Below are 18,967 nucleotides of genomic sequence, written 5' to 3'. Positions count from 1 at the left end.
GCCGATGAAAACACTTATTATTGCGACATCCACCTTGGCGCTTTCGACTATGGCGTTGGCGGAACCCAACCCAATGCGTAACGCATACTTTGGCGAGACCCATATGCATACGGCACTGTCGCTGGATGCATATATAGGTGGTGCACGATTGATGCCGTCTGACAGCCTGCGCTTTGCCAAGGGCGAACCGGTCTTGGTAAATGGACGTCACAAACAATTGTCGCGCCCGCTCGACTTTGCAGCGGTCAGCGATCACGTGGAATATCTGGGCGAGATGTATTCGACGATATTCCCCGAGGCACCAGGATACGAGCAGGAAGATCTGCAACAACTACGCAGCTTGGAAACGCTGAAAGACAAACAGGATTGGTTCTACAAGTACGTCATCGCCAACAATCGCGGTGAAAATCCTACCCACCCACCTTTCTATCAGGGGCCTGAGACCACCAAATCCGGTTGGCAGATCATCATCGATGCCGCCGAGGAACACAATGATCCGGGCAGTTTTACCGCCTTGATTGCCTTTGAATGGTCCGCAGCGCCGAACGGTGGCAACATGCATCGCAACGTGATTTTCCGCGATAGCGTGGTCCCGGACCTTCCGATGTCCAGCTATGATTCCAACAAGGTCGAAGACCTCTGGGACTGGCTGCAAAACGCACAAGACAATGGATCAACCCTTTTGGCGATCCCGCATAATTCGAACGCGTCAAAGCAGCAGATGTTTCCCGAACTCAACAGTTTTGGCGAAGCTCCAGACAAGGACTGGGCCAGCACTCGGCAGGTTTGGGAGCCGCTAATCGAAATGATGCAGATCAAGGGTAATTCTGAGGTACACGAAGCATTCTGGCAGGCGGATGAGTTCGCCGGTTTCGAAAACGCAAATTCCATCCAGAAAAACTCAAACCGGTATTTCCACAAGCGCGACTTTGTGCGCGAAGGGTTAAAACTGGGACTGGCGGCCCAACAGGAGTTGGGCGTAAATCCCTACAAATATGGGTTCATCGGCGGCACTGACAGCCATAACGGCCTGACGTCAGATGTGGCCGAAGATGACTTTATCGGCGGTCACGGTCCCGAAGATGGCAGTGTTGATCGACGTCGCAAGGGCGGGGTTGGCGGTTGGATCGACGGGATCGACCTTTCGATTGGTTCACTTGCTGGTGTCTGGGCCGAGGAAAACACCCGATCTTCGATTTGGGACGCGATGAAACGGCGTGAAACTTTCGCTACATCCGGGCCTCGGGTCAAAGTGCGGATGTTCGGTGGTGCGGACCTTGCGGGCAATCCGACCGACCCCGTTGCGATGGTGGAAGATGGCTATGAAAACGGCGTACCGATGGGTGGTGATTTGATTGGAGACAAAGCGCCCACTTTCACCGTATATGCGCAAAAAGACCCGGACGGCGCCAATCTGGATCGCATCCAAATCATCAAGGGCTGGGTCGACGCAACGGGCGAGATCCACGAAGAGATCATTGACGTGGCCTGGTCCGGCGATCGCGAGATCGCCGCAGATGGCAAACTTCCTTCGGTGGGCAATACTGTCGATCTGAAAACTGCACTGTATACGAACGACATTGGCGCCCCAACATTGATGGGCAGTTGGACTGACCCCGGTTTCGACCCAGAGCAAGGCGCGTTCTATTACGCACGTGCTATCGAGATTCCGACGCCTAGGTGGTCGACGTATGATGCCGTTCGTTCTGGCCTTCCTTTGTTGGAAGAAGTCCCCGCTACGATTCAGGAACGCGCCTGGGGCTCGCCGATCTGGTATTCACCCACCGGATAATCAGAGAATTCAACTTGGGCAACAGTTGCGTTTTCAAGCCGTACAACATGCGGAAAGCGACGCCGGGTCCAAATCCTGAAGAAGTGCGGTAGCCCTTACCGGTAACGCATGTAGCTCGCAACTAACGGTTTCTTCCCGCGTTGCGTCCGAGATCAACTGCAGGCCCAGTGTGACGGCCGGAACAATATCCTTAGTATCAATCTATCAAAGCTCGGGCTGCGCTGGCGCCTCATCGTCGACTGGTGTTTGCTGATGTGACACGAGCTTCCAAATACCTGCATCGTTCAAATAGGTCGACGCACATAGCGCATGGTAAATCGGAGCGTCAGGACGCTCGGCTGAAACCCGATATGCGAGAACAGCAATCTCACCTTTTTGATTGAAATGTCGGTCGCTCATTCGAACCGTCCGCCATCCTGCCGTACCTTGCGCACCAGTCGTACCGCGTTGAATTTTCGCTGGGTACGGGAAGATCATCACGGCATCTTCAGATATTTCAGAATGTGCGGAATCGAAACCGTTTAACCACAGCCGCTCTTCTGTTGCCCAAAGTTGGTCTTCAGTGGTCATTTCCCTCTCCTTTATTGCGTTTTCCTCAATAGAACATGGCGCTTTTTGAAATCTGTTTCTGAATTGACCCCAAGAAACTGGAAACAAGAACAATTTCTTTCATAGGTTAGGCGTTCTGCACATAGCCGTCACCTCAATTGGTGTTCTGGGCGCTATCGGGTCAAATTTCCAGGGTCTGCGAACCATTAACGCCACTTCAGTTGATCTAAGCGAGGAGGCGAAGTCGGCTTCGTTCGGACATAACCGAGTGTTGAAAGCGTTCGGTTTTCCATTCCTTGGTGCAATCCTATTCAACCAGCGGGAACCCCAATAATAAAAACCGCTCCGGAAACAACACTTAGCGCCAAAAAGGCAGCGGCTTTTTTCTCGTCACCCATACGCTTACGTGCAGCTTCAAATGCGACCAGGCATTGAAGGGCATAAAACAAGGCAAAGGCACGGCTTGCCAAGGCAATCACCTGGTCAACATCAGTCGACCACAGAATGCCGATTCCAACCAGCGCAATTAAACCATAGGCGTGGCTGGGGTTTACGCGATCATGAGTGATCTCGCCGATCAGGCCGGCATCCCCAATACTGTCTGCAACAGATGCGCTAAATTGGCTGGCTGTCGCAGCAATTGTCAAAGAAATCGGCAGTATGCCCGCGACCAAAGCCGAGACAGATATAACAGCAGCAACTCCCTCTCCCTGAGACAGATCTATCAGCAGCGGCGAAAGGAGTATGAAGAAGACAATGTAAATAACCCCGGAGAGCAACTGCGCATTCCACATCGCCTTAATTCTGGTCTGCGCATCAAATTCCTCGCCCATGAACCTTGTCGTTTCAAATCCCTGCACAACAATCAGCAACCCGAGAAGAACAGGAAGTGACTTAAGCTCGAATTTGCCAGCAGCTGACAGAAAGTCGCCTGGCCCGACGATCTTCCCGAATGCAAAAACCGCAAGAGCCGCAAGAAAACCAGCTATCACTGATAGATTTAAAGCTGTCGCATAGCGTTCAACGCGGGCAACTTTTTGCGCTCCACCGCTCCAACCTAATAGCCCAATTGCTATCAAAAGACTTATCGCGATGGGTTTTGCTAACTCTGGCCGGTCGATATTTGCGCCCTGTAGGACAAAGTGCCCGAGAAGGGCAAGATAATAGGAAACGGAAATGAAGTAGGCAAATGCGAGAACAATATGACTGAGTTGCTCAATCGAATGCAGAACATGATCCTTGTCAGCTGCCAATTGTGGTTCGACAACTCTGATGTTGTAGCGAATTGTCCATCCAATCAGCATTGCCACCAGAATTAACAGCGCCATCGCAAGCGCAGCAAAGCCCCCGAACTCCCGGGCAAGCAGAGGGGCGGAAACCAGAAAACCACTCCCGATGATTGAGGCGAGTGGGGTAACTGTGGCGCGCCAAATCGCGGTTTGTGAAAACGGAGCGAACAGTAATCCTAAAAGAACGACTGCTCCAATGGCCACAAAGGTAATTGTCGGTATCAAATCAACAGACCTATCCGGTTCGGGCGTGTTCTTCGCCTCTTGAGAAATTCTATCCGATTTAACTACTTCTAACTGTGTTTCGGCCCTTTCCCTATGTTTAATCTAAGCATTGATTATTTTGCTGTTGTTGAGAAAATTTCCTGACAGGCTCCGTTGCGTGTTGCTGCCATCCATAGGGATGCGACACTCGGGCGTGCACCGAGTAAGTGGTTTGGCGAAGCCGCACCGCAGCACTTGCGATCAATATGAAGGTCCGCTTTGGGCCGAAACCAAACGCCGGATATTAGTTCAGGATCAAATCATATGTCTCACCACCGCATGATAGGTCCGTGCAAAGCTATCCCATTCGTCAGATCGCAGCAAAAGACCTTCCTGTTGCTTGGCGGGTTGCAGGCAGCCTTCGCTGGCGCTCCTATCACTTTCGAGCAGCGGCGGAGCGCGACGCAAACTCCATGAGGCGTTTGAACTTCGGGCAGTCCATATGGGTCTCTGCCGGGCAATCTGCCACATGACGGAGCGCATCCCGAAGCCGGGTCAGGCCACGGATTTGTTCGTCGAGAGTATCTGCCCGGAGGTGTAATTCGGGGCGAGGTAATTTCGGTGTTCCATCTTTGGCGAACATGCCCCTGATCTCAGTAAGCGAGAATCCTGCCATTTTTCCTAAAGAGATCAAGGCGAGTTGCGTCAACGCCAAGGTCTCAAACTGCCGCCGCAGGCCATTCCTTGCAGCCGACTGGATCAGTCCAATTTCCTCATAATAGCGCAGTGTTGAGGGCGGGACGCCGCTCCTTTTAGACAAGACACCGATATCAAGAAGTTTCATGGTTGACCTCAAGTTGACTTGAAGTGGCAGAGTAACTTCTCACTGGTACACGAGACAAGAGAATTTACGATGACCGATGCGATACAGGCACAAAATCCCACTCCCATCCTGATTGCCCTCGCTGCGGCGACACTGACCGCCTCATTGGGAATCAGTATAGCGGCGGTACTGCTTCCGACACTGGCACACAGCTTCTCCGCGACAGTGTCGGAGGTGCAATGGGTCATGCTGGCTTATCTCACATCAGTGACCATCGCCGTTGTATCGGCCGGACGGCTTGGCGATCTATTCGGCCATCGTCGCTTGCTGGTTTTAGGTCTCATCGTTTTTATAGCAGCGTCAGTATTAAGCGCGACGGCTCCGAGCCTCAGCTTGTTGATCGCTGGACGTGCGTTGCAGGGGCTTGGCGGAGCGATCCTGATCGCGCTTCCGATGTCTATCGCACGTGATCTCGTCCCGACAGAGAGGTTGGGCACAGCGATGGGGTTGCTCGGGACGACTTCCGCTGCCGGGACTGCATTGGGCCCCTCGCTGGGTGGTGTGCTACTTGCTATGGGCAACTGGCGCATGGCATTCTGGTTTCTTGCCGGGTTCGCCAGTGTCACGCTTTGTCTGTCTGTCGCCTCTATCACGCGCGATTGCGAACGGAGGACCGTATCTTTCCGAAAGTTGGATTTTCCGGGAACCTTTGTGTTGGTGATAGCTCTCTCAGCCTACGCGGTGGCAACCAGCGGTGGGGCATCAAGCATTCCGTTGTCTCCGGGCGTGCTTATTTTCACTGTTTTGATCGCAATCGTCGTGTTTGGGATGGTCGAAGCCCGTGTGGCCTCTCCACTGGTGCCCATGAAATTGCTCCGCGACCAGAGAACAAGTATCGGGCTTTTGATGAACCTGCTGGTCAGTGCAATCATGATGTCAACTTTGGTTGTTGGTCCGTTCTATCTAGCTTTTTCTCTGGGGTTGAACGATGCAGCCATTGGTTTGGTTTTGGCGGTGGGGCCATTGGTCGCCGCGCTTTTCGGTGTTCCGGCCGGTTGGGTAACAGATCGGGTTGGCGCAGATCGCGCGATGATCATCGGCCTTGTGCAAACCACGCTTGGTCTGCTGTGCTTGGCATACCTGCCGCGATACTTCGGAGTCGGCGGCTATTTGATCTCACTCATCATGCTGACGCCTGGCTTTCAACTTTTTCTCGCCGCCAACAACACAGCAGTTCTGATCCACGCTGCCAGGGAACAGCGTGGCCGACTCTCTGGCCTCCTCGGGCTCTCGCGGAATTTGGGTCTGATGACGGGTGCTTCTGCTATATCCACACTGTTTGTTGCCATAGTCGGGACGGGAGATACTGCGAACGCTCCGGTTGCGGATATTGCACATGCTTTTTCGATGACCTTTACGGCCACTGCATGTTTGGCCCTGATCGCCATGGGATTGGCGATTTTCGGCCAAGTTCGGCACGCCCGCGAGGCACCTAACCCAGCTGAGTGAGATGGTTGAGGAAAGCGGGGCCGCTAACTGTGGGGCGATTGTGGCAAAACCGGAAATCACACTCTTTGATGAGAACGGGCTTTGAAACGGCAATGGTTAGGGGCCAACGGGAGTAATAAGTGCCGTGTCTGGACAGTGAGAGATACGCATGCTGCTTCATTTTGTGTCACACCTGTGTGTCACACCGCTCGAATGCTTGCATCTAGTTGTGTTGTTAGAGTTTGGTGGAGCCTAGGGCCACCATACCCTCATTGAAAACGCTGCGTTTTCCACCAGTTGGGACATCTCACCCCCACATAGAACCCCACATATTACTGAATTCTCCTGACTTCAACTGCTGTCAATTGGGCTAATGAAACCAATTTGGCAGTCCAAAACCTTGCTGTCGCGCGGTGCTATCTCCTTCATCCAGACAACTTGGCCAACGTGCGTTCAACACTGAGGAATGGAAATTGAGAATTGAGTGGGAGCATCCTAGGTGTGTTGCATGTCTTGTAACTAAGGAATTGAGCGTTGAGCATGTGATGCCAGATGGCCTTGGAGGCATCCTCACGTCTTGATTTCTTTGTGGGAATGCAACAGCCGATTTGGTTTTTCACTCGAAGGAGCGGATCACCTCGCTCTCGAACTCCGTAACCCACGGGTCAATCCCAAGACAGTGACAAGAACGCAAAGTTAAGCTATTATGTCAGTAATATTGACGTATAAATGACGAGATTGACGGTTCTATGCCCCATGACGAGCAACAAGCTAAACGCGGCCCGGATGGCAAGTTCCTGCCCGGGCACAAACCGCCAAAGTCAACCGGCCGACCGCGGGGTGCAAATGGCATTAAAGCACGCGCAGCACGGCTTGCGGGAGAACGGCTTGAAGAGATGCTCGGGCGCGCCACTGACGTAATTTCCGACGAGCTTGATAACGGCAATCCAACCGTAGCCCAATGGCTCGTTGATCGGGTTCGGCCTCCTGCACGCTCTGACTTCGTTCAATTGGCTGACAGGAACAAATTGAGCTCAATTGAAGATATCCTTGTCGCTTCAGAGCGGACCACAAATGCAGCATCGCGGGGCGAAATCAGCTTGCAACAGGCAAGGCTTCTTCAGGATGTCTTGGGTCGTCATGCCCAGCTCAAAGGGCTTGAAGAACTGTCCGCACTCCGTGCAGAGGTCGAGGAAATGCGACGTACGGATAGAACGACCGCCGCAATTGATAAGTCACTGCTACCAAAATGGGGCCGCCTGAGCGAGGAACAAAAATGAAGAGAGGGTCATGGACAGACAGCGGAGGAATGGCTGGAACTCGCCTGCCCATTTCTGATAGGACCGCCATCAAGGCTGCACTAAAAGAAGCAATCGAAGCGGCTGATAGGTTAGAGATATCGATCAAGCATTCTGAAAAGATAGGTGCTCTGCCTCCAAACCTGATGTCTGGCCAGCGTGAACTCTACGAGGCGAGACGACTACTGGCTTCGGGTATCGCGCACCTAGTAGAAAAGCGTTCTTAGCAACACTTGTACGGGCTGAAGCAAGAAGACGCATTTCCCGCTTCAGTAAAAATTTTCCGCAAAGCAGTCGTTCAAGCAAGTTGCAGCGAATGACTGCACTGAGGCCTCTGTGACAGATGCTGCGGCATACACATTTTGGCAGTAACGGCGGATTGCGGCCATTCGCTGCGGTTTGCACCAAGGTCCGCTCTGCGGATGCCGTAGGCTGGATCACTTGGCTGACGCCAGCATCGTGGCAAAGACAGGTCTTCACTCTACCTGACGTGTGACAGGCCCACTTTCCAGAATTGGGAGTCCGTCCTGAATTTACAGGTTCAGCGGTAGGGCAAGCTGAAGAACGAGAAGCTGTTCGTCTGGGTGACTATGCGTGATCCCGTCTCAGCCATAAGCGTTTGCATTGCTGAGCTGCCCGTCGGACACGCTACAAGATCGGCGGCATCATCAAGAAAGTCTACGGTGAATGCGCTTTCGCCGACAAGTTGGCATTCATCCGACGGGCTGCGGTAGCCGCGAACAAAGACGAGATCGGGGTCCGGTTCGCTGACCGCAACCTCAACCGGCGCCTCAATACATCCAGTGAGTAAAAGCGTCGCTGGCAAGATAAAGAAGGATGCCAATAGCTGCTTCAAGTGAATAGTTGTTGCCATTCTACTTCTCCCATTCCGCGGCTGTGCTACGCCAAATGCCATCTTCTGCGTCCCAGGCGCTTGCAGTGACACATGGGGTTGGATTGATCCCGCCGCATTGCGACCCGTGAACATCGGTGAGAAGAACACGGTTGGGACCAAGATCTACGACATCCCAACCTTGGTTGAGGATAGAGCTAATGACATCACCCACAAGGAAGTGCGACATGCATCCGCCAGTTCCGCAATACAGGGACGCGGCCGACGAGCAGGCAAAGAACACCTCGTTCAACACCCAGTCAGTTTTCAGATCTCCGTCCAGATCCACGCGCACAATAGCGCCCCATTCCAATGCAAATTCACCGTTCTCAAAGTCAGAGCAGGCTTGTTGCGCCTGATTGATCTTTTCTTGAAGCTGCGCCGGGAGCTCAGATATCTCTGAAGCACTGGCAGGCTGCGGCAATGTTAAAGCCGTCGCAAGCAACGCGCAGAAATGCATCCTGACAATCGAAACAAGGCTGGATTCGGCGCTCGATCTCGGCATCAGTTGCATTGGTCGTACCGATAATCGCCGAACTCCAGCCAGTTTTTCCTCTGGTTCCGGAAGATCAGAAATTCGGCCCGATCCTCCGCCAGTAGGGCAACAACGAAGTCCTTGACCAATTCGGAGTTGCCGAAATAGCTGTATGAGGTCATTGCCCGCTGGGTTTCGCCGTTCACGGTGACGCGCGCGTCCCACTCATCATTGGCATCATCGAGGATCACGAACTCGATTTGCCGTTTGACCCCACCGCCGCCGCAATAGACCACGCCTTCTGGTGCCTCCATAGGCGCGGAGGTTTGGTCCAATGCCCGACATTCGGCCCGGAGTGACTGGATGGCTGTACCTGATCCCTTAAGATCAAAAATGCCGTAGCTGACGTCTTGATCTACCATCGACAGGTTCAGGGTGGCGTTTGCGGCAATCTGGTCGAGGACGAACGCATAATCCGCCTCGTCGCTGAACTGGATCTCGACAGGATAGTTGTCGACGATCTGGACGAACGAGTTTTCGCGTCCCATCTGAAAAGCAGCAACTTCTTGCGATCCGTTTATCAGAAAACGAAAAGAAAGGCCGTTCTTTCGTACGATATCCTGCGAATCCTCATACCCGGCCGGGGCGAACCTGATCCTGTCGCACTGCAACTCCAGCGTCATGTTGTTTGTCTGAATAAATGCATTTGGCAACGGGCTGCCGCTGAAGCCCCATTCGGCCAGTGCAGGGGCCGCCGACAGACAACACATCAGACACGCAGACCAGAAAGTGTTTTTCATTTTTAACTCCCAAAGTTCCTCGTACGAGGAGGCAATAATGGTTCTCCAGCATTGAGGTGCCAGTGAGTGGTCATGTAATGCTATGACGGTGCGCCATATTCATTCGTTCCTTCCTGTGAGGGTCGCGAAAGCCACCAGATCATCAAGAGAGAAAGGACAAGTTGAATCGCGTATATGACCATCAAACCGGTTGCACCGAGAAAGGCTGCTGGTTCTCTCAAAGTCTCAGGGTCTTCAACGCCAGTTTCGAGCGCTGAAAAAACTGCAACCCCGGTCAGCAGCATGAACATCGTTGCGATACTGAAGGCCATTGGAAGGAGAAGATACCATCCAGGACGACCTGTATCATGTAATCGACGCCACCCCGCGGCGAGCATCGGAAGCAACATCGCCAGTTGGAAAACGGAGTTCAACAAGTTCGATCCCTCTTCTGTTTCCGGATCAGTGCCAAAAAGGACCGAACTGAGTACCGCCAACCCAACGCTGACCAGGACGACGAACAGAACAAACCACCAATATTCTGATCTCTGCGCGCGGCCCGAAAACACGACATATTTGGACAGGCAGGTCATGACCGATTGCGTGAAACCCATTGTAAAACCCCTCGTTTTGCTCTGGCAGTCCTATATTTACATCTTGAAAGGCTTACGAAAAACAGCGGCAGTGCAAGTTTCATGTGCAAGTGGAAAAATTCAGACTGGGAAACTGCGCGGAAAATGATTTACTTCAAGCTGCGTGCCCCCAAGCCGGGACGTGTCCCCTGACAACCCAAATCGCGCTCTTAAGCCAAAGGTAACCAATGTCACAGCCCGCATATCTACATCTGGTTTTGGGAGGAAGTGCCGGAGGTTGTCTACGCGCGGCAGTTGCAACTTACGGCCTGACAGGGCACGTGGATGTGTTCGATGATGATCTGAGCCACGGGCCTTTGAACGACAAACAATCGCGGGCGGCATATTTCAGAGAGCTTTTCCAAAACTATGGCCAGTTGCCTGACGATCCCTTTCCGTCACTAGTCGATTTCGACCGGATCTCGGCCCATTTGACGCAGGATCTCACGCCGGAAGTTTGCATATGGGCGGGTGAGAATGCATCAGAGCGGACGTTTTTGGAGATGGCATGTCATGGCCTGCGCCTTTTCAAAGGTTCGGTGACCCGAGTTGGAACGACTGGCTTAAAGTCACTGCCGTATATAGGTCCGCAAACTCCGGCTTTACTGGCGAGCCTTTTTGATCAACGCGAAGCGGTAGACCCGGTCACAAGAGCAACGCTTTCTTCTGATTTTCTGCGCCTGCGAGACAGTGGTGCTACACTGCGTATATGGGAAGCAGGCAAGATCGTCGATGTTTCCGACAATCTCTATGACAGTCTACTTTTATCATGCTGTGCAACAAACTGGACACCTGCTGCGCGCGTTGTCGGTACGGCCATGGGGCGATGCGACGAACACAACTTGTTGGGTGATGTGTTCTTATCTGGGAGGCTTCAGCATCTGATCATGCAAGGTATGATTGAGGCATCTGGCCCTCAAACAAGCCTGCGAGACTTTGACGTGCGACGTAGATAACGTTGCCGAACGTTACAGCAATACTTACGTTCAAAGAGGCGGAGGCTAATTGACTGGAGTTAGGGGGAATTGAGCATTCTTTGGAGCCTAGGGCCGTCTTTCAAAAAGCGACCCTTACTGCGCGCTGCGATCATATTTCCGCGTCCTTTAGGCTGAACCGATCTGCATTTGCTTTGCCGGTTCCGGTGGCAATGGGATCAGAGGTTCCACTCGAACCCAACTGCTTTTTCGGACACCTCCCAGAGACGCGACATAACAGCCTTGTCATGGGCATGCGCGTTCAGTGTGCCTTTGCCGACCGGGCCGACCGCTTCCAGACGGCCCGTCGGTCCATAAAGGGCGCGCTGCGCGCTCAGAGCCTCTTCGGTGGCACACATGACCTCAGGGTATGAGCCTTGTTCTGCGGTCTGGACCATCGGCGTCTTGGTCATCAGCCACCAGATGAAACGCATTGTGCGGCTGCCGCTTGTTGTGATCAGAGACGTCGCCGATGAGCCGGGATGGCAAACGTAGACCTCAACATAGGTGCGCCGCGCCGCGGCCAGACGGTCCTGCAGTTCGTAGGCGAACATCATCTGCGCCAGCTTGCTCTGCGAATATGCGGCGTTTGCGCCGTAGCCCTCACCCCAGTTCATGTCATCGAACTTGATTGTTTTGAGACCCATGTTGTAGCCGAGGCTCGCAACGACCACGATCCGGCCCTTGCATTCCGCGATGCGGTCAAAGAGCAGACCATTGAGCAGAAAATGTCCGTAGTGGTTGGTGCCAAGCTGGCTTTCGAACCCGTCGACGGTCAGCTTGCGCGTCGGCACCTGAGCGATGGCCGCATTGTTGATCAGCGCGTCGATCCGAGGCACCGTCTTCAGAACTTCTTCGGAAGCCTCGCGCACGTTATCCAAAACGGACAGGTCCATGCGGATGAAGCTCACATCTGCTTTCGCGCCGAATTCCTGTTTCAGGTCCGCGATTGCCGCCTCTGATTTCTCGGTAGAGCGGTTCAGCATGACCACCTTGGCGTTTTTCTTGAGAAGGATGCGCGCGGCCTGAAAGCCTGCGCCAGCGTTTGCACCGGTGATGATGTAGGTTCTGCCCGACTGGTCGCCGAGGCGCTCGGGTGTCCAACCTTTAGGTCCGAATGTCGTATCTGCCATATTCTATCTCCTTCCAGCCTTGGCCGGCGGTTGTGGTGTTATTGCTTGAACGCACAGATAGAATCTGACTGGGTACAGATACAGGCGATATCCTCTCGATTATTTGCCCAATCGTCTCAACCCCGTTGCAAAGAAGAAAGTTCCCTGCCAGCTTTAGTGCATGAGCAAAGACCAGATCAAAAACCTTGTCGAGCGCCGTCTGCCAGATGCAGGCCTTGTTGATACCGCACTAAGGGGCGTCCAGCTTTTCCGGGTGACCGAGGCGGTGCCTTGTGTTCCTGCCGTCTATGAGCCCACGGTCGTGGCCATTCTCAGTGGCGCCAAGGAAGCCGTACTGGACGGACAGCATTACGTGTACGGAAGCGACAAATACCTGCTTTGCCCCATGACTTTGCCGGTCGAAGCAGGCGCACCACGAGCTTCTGAAAGGGACCCGCTACTGGGAGTCATGATCACATTAGATCGACGCATGATGCGAGAGCTTACGATGGAGATCGAGGCCGCCACTGGAGGACGTAGACAGCCGCAAGGGAATGCGCCTTCGGCTTTGGAACTAGCGTCCTGGGATGTCGGTTTCACGCAGGCACTGTGGCGGCTTCTCGAGTTGCTCGACAATCCGGTTGACCTGGAGGTGCTCGGACATGGGCGACTGCGCGAGTTGTATTACGCGGTTCTCATGGGCGAAGCTGGGGCGGCGGCAAGACGGGCCTATGGCGTCGGCAACGAAATCGCGCGAACAATCGACTACCTTTCAACCCGCTTGAACGAACAGGTCACCATTGACGACATGGCCGACCACGTTGGTATGAGCCGCGCGGTCTTCCATCGGCGCTTCAAGGAAGCCACGACAATGTCTCCGATCCAGTTTGTCAAATCGATGCGGCTGAACAACGCTGCGATGAAGATTGCGGAAGGAAAGACCGTGTCGGAGGCGGCATGGGATGTGGGGTATCAAAGCTCCTCTCAATTCAGCCGCGAATTTAAGCGGATGTACGGCCAGTCGCCCCGGCAATGGAGCAACGCGACGCAGGTGCCTCAACGATTGAACTGAGGGGCGCCTGTCACTGCAGGCTTGCAGCGAATGTCCGGAAAGCGGGCTGCGACTACAGCAATCTAGTCCATAGTTGAGCGACCGGTTTGGGCCGAAAGCGCCAGTTGGGCTGAACAGTGCGAACGGCAGAAAAGTCCGCACAGCAGACATTGGGCGGACATTCTCTGAATGTCTACTTTGAGCCCTTAGCCGCCGTTCAGTAGACTTTGGATTGCTGCAACCGCACACGGATGGTTTGGGCCGGGAGGCTGCCGGTTCCAAAGAACTGTCAGTGCAGCCTGGCACGTACTAGGTAGGCTTCAATTGTGTCACCACCGAGGGCGCGAATGGCCTCCAATCGGTGGAGACCTTCGATCAGCACGAACCTCTTGTTGTCGGCGCGCAATTGGATCGGAGTACTCTGGCCGTTCCTCAATATATCCTTGGCAAGCGTCAGAACTTTGTTTTGATCAAGTGTTTTTGCACGCTTTACAGGTACGTAGATCAATTCGAGCGGGTATGGTCTTTTCACCAGCATAAGCTACCCGTGCAACCTTTCGTGCATTTGGTCCCGTTCGGGTTTCCCTTTGAAAGCGCGCGCTGGTACGTACATCAAAGTACCGAACGAACGGCGTAGTGCAGTTCCTCATGCATGATCCAAGTCGCTGGCTTATCGTCACTTTCGATATGAGAGAGGGCCACGATTTGTGCAGCACTATCATTCTGTTCCGATACGGCTTCGGGAAGATCGAGGTCCAGATACTCCGCGATCAACAGCCCTGCTTTTTTGAAGGCCTTGATGGATGTCTCGCGCGATTTGTAACCAGCAGCCTGAGATAGTTGACCAACAGTCAGGCCTTTCTTCCCAGCGATTGAGAGTGCTCTGAGCATAGTGATCTGAGCCGGTGTAAACCTGACTTGGCGCAAGGCTTCTGTGTATTCCCGTTCGCTGGGAACAAGCGTGCCGGAATTTCCTTCCAAACGACGTTGATCGCAGCGCTTCTTATCACGTTCTTCAAGAATTTCTTTCAACGCCTCAATAGCCATTGCCGGAGTCTCACCAATAGCGTCGGCAATCATGGCTTGTGTCTTGGCAGGTGGCTTGGGGAACGCCCGCGCAACGCTGTTGCCGCTCAAAATACCCGCTTTTATTAAGTACCTTCCGAACTCTTCTTCAATAACTCCAGATACGTCAGCATTTCGCGATTTTCGAACACTTCGGTCCTGAAATTCTCGCTGTTCCCGACCAAGAACTGACGCTTTTGCGTTTTGAAGACTGACTTGAGGGGCTCTATTGCGCATCAGAGGAACACCACCACAACAACCGCCGCTACGAGCACCACTGACGCGATAAATAATTTGATTCCGTAAGTTAGGCGGCGAGCCCTTTCGGCTTTGAGCTTTTTGCCCAGTTTTTCGTCAATCGAATCTAGAGTCACAGTTTGATCCTTCCGGCTCTTTCGTGGGGGCGGCGGCTTACAACAGCCTAATGTCGCGACAATTTTTCAACGCATTTGTCGTTCTGGCGATTGAAGGGTTGATTGCATTCCCAACTATCGCCTCGTCGGTTTATATGAGCGTTTGATGGGACGATGATTGCCATGCATTTGCCTTTGATTGTGCGGAAACCACGCTCGCATTTCCATCCGGTATAGGTGTCAGATGTGAGGTATGCGTGATCAGGAATGGCCACAGGTTCGCAGCCACTTTCTGAAGCAATGAAACCTCTCAGGCATACCCAACCATCTACGCTGTTCTTTTCGGTCAGGCGACCGTTCAGAGGGACTTCGATAGCAATACAGTTCCGGCCCTCTTTGCGAAATCCCCAGTTGCAATGTATTTCTTGCACACCAAATCGGGTATCAACGAACCCGTTTTCCGGTGCAATTACTTCCTCACACTCTTCACCAATACGTCGAAACAATCGATTGCAGGTCCACCTATCTCCCGTTGACGTGAGGAAGGCATTTTCAGGAATTGCTATTTCCTCACAAATATCCCCAATACGCTGGAATCCGTGATTGCATTCCCAGCCACGTCCATAGGAACTGCCTGTCAAATATGTGTTTTCAGGCGCTACCTGAGCTGAGAGCTTCGTTCCCGAAATCAACACGATTAATGTCAAGATCAAACACGAAATATCGCGCATATATATGATTGAAGTCTGGTTAGTGTGGTGTCTGGGGCCGGACCTATCGGGCATCAGACACGCAGTTGATGAGCCATATATTGTTCATGTACCGCCTGCTTTCATGTGTCGTTCGTCGTCTGACAAAGATCAGGAAACAATTGCAAAGGTTTGCGAGTAACGAGTTCGTTCCGAACACCCTAGCGGAACCCGTTCCTAAGCTGGGGCACATGCTACAGATTTTAGGAAGGCCATTGGATCATCGAAGTCGGCAGCATTGCGACGACGAATAAATTTCTCCAATACATTCTTGTGGTTCCTATCAGGCATAGAGTCAAGGAAGTATCCTTTGTCGCAAAGTCCACTTTATGCGCAAAAGCATGCGCAGATTGATGCCTAGGCTGTAGAAGTGGCGAGCGACGGCTTAGCGCCCTCTCTGTTCGTTGGGTGCCCTAATATGAAAGTCAGCCATCGTCGTCTAGCAACCTTGCAGCCATGTCTGATTTGGTCTGGCAGCGGCCTTCCGGAGCGAAAAAGCGGATGTCCGAAAAGTCCGCATTGCGGTTGCTCGCGACATTCGGGCGAACGTCCGAACTGAGCCCAAAGCAGTCGTTCATCCGTCGATGCAGAGTAGGTGCTCGAAACATGTTTGGTGCCGCCGCTACTGACGGTGAGTTATGATGTTAAAACCTTCTTCGGGTGATGGTGGCACGAAATGCCGCGCAATACGGCGATATTGATCTTCTGTTGGTGCAAAGGCATGCGCGCCTTCTCTGTTGCGCTTATGCAGCCGGTGCAGACAAACCTCATCTGGCAAATCCAAAAAGTGAAGGTGGTGCTGCGCAGTAGTGTCTTTCAGCAAGTCGCGCATCCAAGCTCTATTTTCAATTGTGTTAGCTGGAAAATCGAGAACCACTGAAACGCCAGCCTTCAGCAAAGAAGCCACGTGACGCCCCATGACCGGTCGCAGTTTCAAAGCGCAATTCACGTAGTCCTGCAGGGACTTCATCTGGTCGCCAAACAGGGCGCTAAGCCATTCATCTTCCGAAATGAGCACGACTGTGTCTCTTTCCGCTAGTTCCGCTGCCAGAGTAGATTTTCCGGAAGCGACTTTGCCGCATAGCAAGTGAAGCGTTGAAATAGCCTGTGACATAGAACGAACTCCCGGATTACTTGATGGTCCCTGAGCTAAGTTGGTCCGCCAGTTGATCAAACACCAACCTGATCCTTCGTGCGGTATGTAACTCGGAGTGTGTCGCCAGCCAAATTGGGAACTTAAACGGCTCGCGGTCGGGGAGCACGCGCTCCACACCAGGTGTTAAGGCAGCCACATCATCCGACATTACACTTATGCCAAAACCTTGGCGCACCAGTTGCCAGGATACAATCCCGCTTTGTGAGCCAATCCTGAAGCTCTTTCGTGTTACTTTAATGCCCGCCGGATCGAGAAAACCGATCATCGTGTCGATGTCGCCAAACCCGACAAAGTCCAATTTCGCAAGTTCGTTTTCATTTTTCGGCCGTCCCACCTGATCAAGGTACGAAGGTGCTGCGTAAAAATGGGCCGAGGCCTCGGCGACAAGCTTTGCTGTCAGATCCGGCTGAGTTGGACGCACATGTCGGATTGCGATATCAGCCTCACGTCGCTGTAGGTCTCGTATGTCATTTGCAGCAACGATGTCGATCTCTAGTCGCGGTGCCGCAAGTCGGATCGTTTTCAGTATAGGTGGCAGCTGATAAGCAGACATCACATCGGACGCAGTAATCCTGACTTGCCCTTCAACAGCTTGCGACTGGCTTGTCGCAGTAAGAGAAATCCTGTTCGCCACATCCGCCATTTCTCTGACATGCAACAAAAGCTCGGCGCCAGCAGTCGTCAAATTAAGCGACTTGCTGACTCTTTCAAACAGGGTGATGCCAAGGGCCGTTTCCAGCGCAGCAACTTGACGGCCAACAGTGGGTTGAGTTTGCTCAAGAACGCGTGCCGCTGCAGAAAACGAGCCTTCTTCGGCTGTCGCAAGAAAGGACCGTACCTGGTTCCAGTCGAAATTGATTGCCTTCCAGTTCATGCATTTATGCATAACACTTCTGCAAATTGTGGCAATTCCATAAATGATTGTTTGGAAGTAAAGGATACGGCAACAACCTTTTTTGAGAGTAATGAAATGACTGCTTTGTCCAAGGATGCCGCGTTCTGGAGCAAAATCTCGCAAAAGTACGCGGCAGACCCAATCCGCAACATGGAAGGGTATCTGAAAACACTCGAGCTTACGAAGTCCTACCTGAAAGCGGAGGACAACGTACTGGAAATCGGGTGCGGGACAGGTTCAACCGCGCTGCTGCTTGCACCGCATGTCGCCCATGTCACTGCCACGGATCTCGCTCCGGGCATGATCAAGATTGCCGATGAGAAGCGTGCTAAAGAAGGATTGGAGAACGTCACTTTCAAGGTGGCTGAAGTTCTTGAGCACGGTTTAGATGAAGGTTCTTACGATGCGATCTTGGCGCATAATTTACTTCATCTTCTGCCCGATTTGGACCAAGCGCTCGAGCACATTTCCGCGCTTACAAAACCCGGTGGGCTTTTTATATCCAAAACCGTCTGCGCACCTGAGAGCGGTGGTTTCAAGTATGCGATGATCAGTCGGATCGCTATCCCAGTCATGCAGGCTCTTGGGAAAGCCCCGTTTGTGCATTTTGAGTCTGGATCAGTGCTTGAAAGGAAAATCGCGTCCGCAGGCTTCGACGTGCATTATACTTCTGATCAAGCCTCAATGCTCCAGAGCCGCTATATTGTCGCGCAAAAATCTTGAAGTTTTAGTTCGTTTAGCTGCATCCGTTGAAACGATCTTTGCGTAAATTTGCACGATACTTTCATACTGGAAGGAACGGAGTTACCTCGGTCTGCTTGTACCTTAAGAGTGTTGTTGCGAAAGGCCGTTTTGTCCGCATTTCGGGGTTTGCAAAGCCCGACGATGAATGTCCGCTTCGGGCCGCGACCTGCCGAACGCAAGTGCAGTATGCCTTCGAATTTGCAGACTTGTTTTCATCAGATACTGACTAATCGCTCAATTTGAGCATTCTCTTTGTATCGAATCCCTGACAACGGACAATTTGCACGAACCGAGTGCAATTTGCACGCTTATGGTTAATTCGCATCTTGAAAAGATGGCTGGGGTGGTAGGATTCGAACCTACGGTACACTGTACCAAAAACAGTTGCCTTACCACTTGGCTACACCCCAACGGTGAGGCGCTGTCTACGATTGTTGATCGGTGGGTTCAAGACCTTTCAGACAAAAAAATGAGTGCGGATTGAAAAAAATCTAAAGGCGCTAATCGAAGATCTGAGAGTGGCTTGTTTTCCTGGGAAAGGTGTTCAATCCTGCTGTGATCTGGTCGTTTGCCATGGCCGCGGAGTTTGTGCGGAATGGGTCGCCTATAGAGCCTGATCTTGCAGTGCGGTTTTTGAAATCTAATGT

General features: G+C 52.7%; 19 protein-coding genes and 1 tRNA gene. 6 read left to right on the top strand and 14 right to left on the bottom strand.

The window, feature by feature from the left end:
- The first annotated feature begins 4 nt into the window (after positions 1–4).
- Positions 5–1,792 (top strand): DUF3604 domain-containing protein, encoded by a 1,788-nt coding sequence (locus AC2FLJ_RS06325; RefSeq protein WP_496698434.1) that lies wholly within the window; start codon positions 5–7, stop codon positions 1,790–1,792.
- Positions 1,793–1,996: 204 nt separating this feature from the next.
- On the opposite strand, the gene AC2FLJ_RS06320 is transcribed toward AC2FLJ_RS06325, so the two are convergent.
- The 3 genes from AC2FLJ_RS06320 to AC2FLJ_RS06310 all read right to left on the bottom strand — a co-directional run bounded on the left by AC2FLJ_RS06320 (position 1,997) and on the right by AC2FLJ_RS06310 (position 4,678).
- Positions 1,997–2,362, bottom strand: a complete 366-nt coding sequence (locus AC2FLJ_RS06320; RefSeq protein ID WP_282169987.1) for a hypothetical protein — start codon at positions 2,360–2,362, stop codon at positions 1,997–1,999.
- Positions 2,363–2,652: 290 nt separating this feature from the next.
- Entirely contained in the window at positions 2,653–3,855 is a 1,203-nt protein-coding gene (locus AC2FLJ_RS06315; protein ID WP_496698435.1) for an Aq_097 family APC-type transporter, read from the bottom strand.
- 415 nt (positions 3,856–4,270) lie between these two features.
- The gene (locus AC2FLJ_RS06310) at positions 4,271–4,678 is read right to left on the bottom strand and encodes a helix-turn-helix domain-containing protein (protein WP_282120794.1); all 408 of its coding nucleotides are present in this window, start codon (positions 4,676–4,678) and stop codon (positions 4,271–4,273) included.
- Between the two features lie 69 nt (positions 4,679–4,747).
- Between AC2FLJ_RS06310 and AC2FLJ_RS06305 the strand changes: the two genes are divergently transcribed.
- Positions 4,748–6,166: an MFS transporter gene (locus AC2FLJ_RS06305; RefSeq protein WP_496704874.1), complete on the top strand. Its 1,419-nt coding sequence runs from the start codon at positions 4,748–4,750 to the stop codon at positions 6,164–6,166.
- A gap of 728 nt (positions 6,167–6,894) precedes the next feature.
- Positions 6,895–7,425: a hypothetical protein gene (locus tag AC2FLJ_RS06300; RefSeq protein WP_496704872.1), complete on the top strand. Its 531-nt coding sequence runs from the start codon at positions 6,895–6,897 to the stop codon at positions 7,423–7,425.
- Positions 7,426–7,984: 559 nt separating this feature from the next.
- Here AC2FLJ_RS06300 and AC2FLJ_RS06295 read toward each other — a convergent pair.
- From AC2FLJ_RS06295 to AC2FLJ_RS06280, 4 genes are all read right to left on the bottom strand, one after another.
- Positions 7,985–8,317, bottom strand: a complete 333-nt coding sequence (locus AC2FLJ_RS06295; protein ID WP_282169982.1) for a hypothetical protein — start codon at positions 8,315–8,317, stop codon at positions 7,985–7,987.
- Between the two features lies 1 nt (position 8,318).
- Positions 8,319–8,840, bottom strand: a complete 522-nt coding sequence (locus tag AC2FLJ_RS06290) for a hypothetical protein (protein ID WP_496704870.1) — start codon at positions 8,838–8,840, stop codon at positions 8,319–8,321.
- Entirely contained in the window at positions 8,840–9,610 is a 771-nt protein-coding gene (locus AC2FLJ_RS06285; protein WP_496704868.1) for a hypothetical protein, read from the bottom strand. The genes AC2FLJ_RS06290 and AC2FLJ_RS06285 overlap by 1 nt, the downstream gene beginning before the upstream one ends.
- 80 nt (positions 9,611–9,690) lie before the next feature.
- On the bottom strand, positions 9,691–10,203 hold the full coding sequence (locus tag AC2FLJ_RS06280) for a DUF805 domain-containing protein (protein WP_496704866.1): 513 nt from the start codon (positions 10,201–10,203) through the stop codon (positions 9,691–9,693).
- 206 nt (positions 10,204–10,409) lie between these two features.
- Here AC2FLJ_RS06280 and AC2FLJ_RS06275 point away from each other — a divergent pair, with 206 nt between their 5' ends.
- A complete protein-coding gene (locus AC2FLJ_RS06275; protein WP_282169978.1) occupies positions 10,410–11,177 on the top strand; it encodes a DUF3658 domain-containing protein in 768 nt (255 codons plus the stop codon).
- A gap of 197 nt (positions 11,178–11,374) precedes the next feature.
- Here the strand turns inward: AC2FLJ_RS06275 and AC2FLJ_RS06270 are convergent, their stop codons facing one another.
- Positions 11,375–12,328: an SDR family oxidoreductase gene (locus tag AC2FLJ_RS06270; protein WP_282169977.1), complete on the bottom strand. Its 954-nt coding sequence runs from the start codon at positions 12,326–12,328 to the stop codon at positions 11,375–11,377.
- A 160-nt stretch (positions 12,329–12,488) separates the two neighbouring features.
- Here AC2FLJ_RS06270 and AC2FLJ_RS06265 point away from each other — a divergent pair, with 160 nt between their 5' ends.
- Positions 12,489–13,379, top strand: a complete 891-nt coding sequence (locus tag AC2FLJ_RS06265; protein WP_496704864.1) for an AraC family transcriptional regulator — start codon at positions 12,489–12,491, stop codon at positions 13,377–13,379.
- Between the two features lie 268 nt (positions 13,380–13,647).
- On the opposite strand, the gene AC2FLJ_RS06260 is transcribed toward AC2FLJ_RS06265, so the two are convergent.
- The 5 genes from AC2FLJ_RS06260 to AC2FLJ_RS06240 form a co-directional block, all read right to left on the bottom strand.
- Positions 13,648–13,896 (bottom strand): ParB N-terminal domain-containing protein, encoded by a 249-nt coding sequence (locus AC2FLJ_RS06260; protein ID WP_109310371.1) that lies wholly within the window; start codon positions 13,894–13,896, stop codon positions 13,648–13,650.
- A gap of 74 nt (positions 13,897–13,970) precedes the next feature.
- Entirely contained in the window at positions 13,971–14,660 is a 690-nt protein-coding gene (locus AC2FLJ_RS06255) for a hypothetical protein (RefSeq protein WP_496696256.1), read from the bottom strand.
- A gap of 184 nt (positions 14,661–14,844) precedes the next feature.
- The gene (locus AC2FLJ_RS06250) at positions 14,845–15,483 is read right to left on the bottom strand and encodes a hypothetical protein (protein ID WP_282121389.1); all 639 of its coding nucleotides are present in this window, start codon (positions 15,481–15,483) and stop codon (positions 14,845–14,847) included.
- A 664-nt stretch (positions 15,484–16,147) separates the two neighbouring features.
- Positions 16,148–16,639, bottom strand: coding sequence for a P-loop nucleotide/nucleoside kinase family protein (locus AC2FLJ_RS06245; protein WP_282022344.1), 492 nt, complete (start codon positions 16,637–16,639; stop codon positions 16,148–16,150).
- Between the two features lie 16 nt (positions 16,640–16,655).
- Positions 16,656–17,567, bottom strand: a complete 912-nt coding sequence (locus tag AC2FLJ_RS06240) for a LysR family transcriptional regulator (RefSeq protein WP_496704956.1) — start codon at positions 17,565–17,567, stop codon at positions 16,656–16,658.
- An 84-nt stretch (positions 17,568–17,651) separates the two neighbouring features.
- Between AC2FLJ_RS06240 and AC2FLJ_RS06235 the strand changes: the two genes are divergently transcribed.
- A complete protein-coding gene (locus tag AC2FLJ_RS06235) occupies positions 17,652–18,299 on the top strand; it encodes a class I SAM-dependent methyltransferase (RefSeq protein ID WP_496704861.1) in 648 nt (215 codons plus the stop codon).
- Between the two features lie 356 nt (positions 18,300–18,655).
- On the opposite strand, the gene AC2FLJ_RS06230 is transcribed toward AC2FLJ_RS06235, so the two are convergent.
- Positions 18,656–18,730 (bottom strand) — tRNA-Gln (locus AC2FLJ_RS06230).
- Between the last annotated feature and the right edge of the window lie 237 nt (positions 18,731–18,967).

Source organism: Ruegeria sp. CDSA034 (assembly GCF_059612275.1).
The sequence above is the reverse complement of the archived record's forward strand: the minus strand, read 5'-3'. Positions and strand labels throughout refer to the sequence as shown.

What these genes read in the sequence shown, in the direction of transcription:
- AC2FLJ_RS06305 (WP_496704874.1), top strand. Translation starts at nt 4,748, where the DNA reads ATGACCGATGCGATACAGGCACAAAATCCCACTCCCATCCTGATTGCC.
- AC2FLJ_RS06325 (WP_496698434.1), top strand. Translation starts at nt 5, where the DNA reads ATGAAAACACTTATTATTGCGACATCCACCTTGGCGCTTTCGACTATG.
- AC2FLJ_RS06275 (WP_282169978.1), top strand. Translation starts at nt 10,410, where the DNA reads ATGTCACAGCCCGCATATCTACATCTGGTTTTGGGAGGAAGTGCCGGA.
- AC2FLJ_RS06300 (WP_496704872.1), top strand. Translation starts at nt 6,895, where the DNA reads ATGCCCCATGACGAGCAACAAGCTAAACGCGGCCCGGATGGCAAGTTC.
- AC2FLJ_RS06255 (WP_496696256.1), bottom strand. Translation starts at nt 14,660, where the DNA reads ATGCGCAATAGAGCCCCTCAAGTCAGTCTTCAAAACGCAAAAGCGTCA.
- AC2FLJ_RS06245 (WP_282022344.1), bottom strand. Translation starts at nt 16,639, where the DNA reads ATGTCACAGGCTATTTCAACGCTTCACTTGCTATGCGGCAAAGTCGCT.
- AC2FLJ_RS06260 (WP_109310371.1), bottom strand. Translation starts at nt 13,896, where the DNA reads ATGCTGGTGAAAAGACCATACCCGCTCGAATTGATCTACGTACCTGTA.
- AC2FLJ_RS06310 (WP_282120794.1), bottom strand. Translation starts at nt 4,678, where the DNA reads ATGAAACTTCTTGATATCGGTGTCTTGTCTAAAAGGAGCGGCGTCCCG.
- AC2FLJ_RS06240 (WP_496704956.1), bottom strand. Translation starts at nt 17,567, where the DNA reads ATGCATAAATGCATGAACTGGAAGGCAATCAATTTCGACTGGAACCAG.
- AC2FLJ_RS06320 (WP_282169987.1), bottom strand. Translation starts at nt 2,362, where the DNA reads ATGACCACTGAAGACCAACTTTGGGCAACAGAAGAGCGGCTGTGGTTA.
- AC2FLJ_RS06265 (WP_496704864.1), top strand. Translation starts at nt 12,489, where the DNA reads ATGAGCAAAGACCAGATCAAAAACCTTGTCGAGCGCCGTCTGCCAGAT.
- AC2FLJ_RS06295 (WP_282169982.1), bottom strand. Translation starts at nt 8,317, where the DNA reads ATGGCAACAACTATTCACTTGAAGCAGCTATTGGCATCCTTCTTTATC.
- AC2FLJ_RS06290 (WP_496704870.1), bottom strand. Translation starts at nt 8,840, where the DNA reads ATGCCGAGATCGAGCGCCGAATCCAGCCTTGTTTCGATTGTCAGGATG.
- AC2FLJ_RS06235 (WP_496704861.1), top strand. Translation starts at nt 17,652, where the DNA reads ATGACTGCTTTGTCCAAGGATGCCGCGTTCTGGAGCAAAATCTCGCAA.
- AC2FLJ_RS06270 (WP_282169977.1), bottom strand. Translation starts at nt 12,328, where the DNA reads ATGGCAGATACGACATTCGGACCTAAAGGTTGGACACCCGAGCGCCTC.
- AC2FLJ_RS06285 (WP_496704868.1), bottom strand. Translation starts at nt 9,610, where the DNA reads ATGAAAAACACTTTCTGGTCTGCGTGTCTGATGTGTTGTCTGTCGGCG.
- AC2FLJ_RS06280 (WP_496704866.1), bottom strand. Translation starts at nt 10,203, where the DNA reads ATGGGTTTCACGCAATCGGTCATGACCTGCCTGTCCAAATATGTCGTG.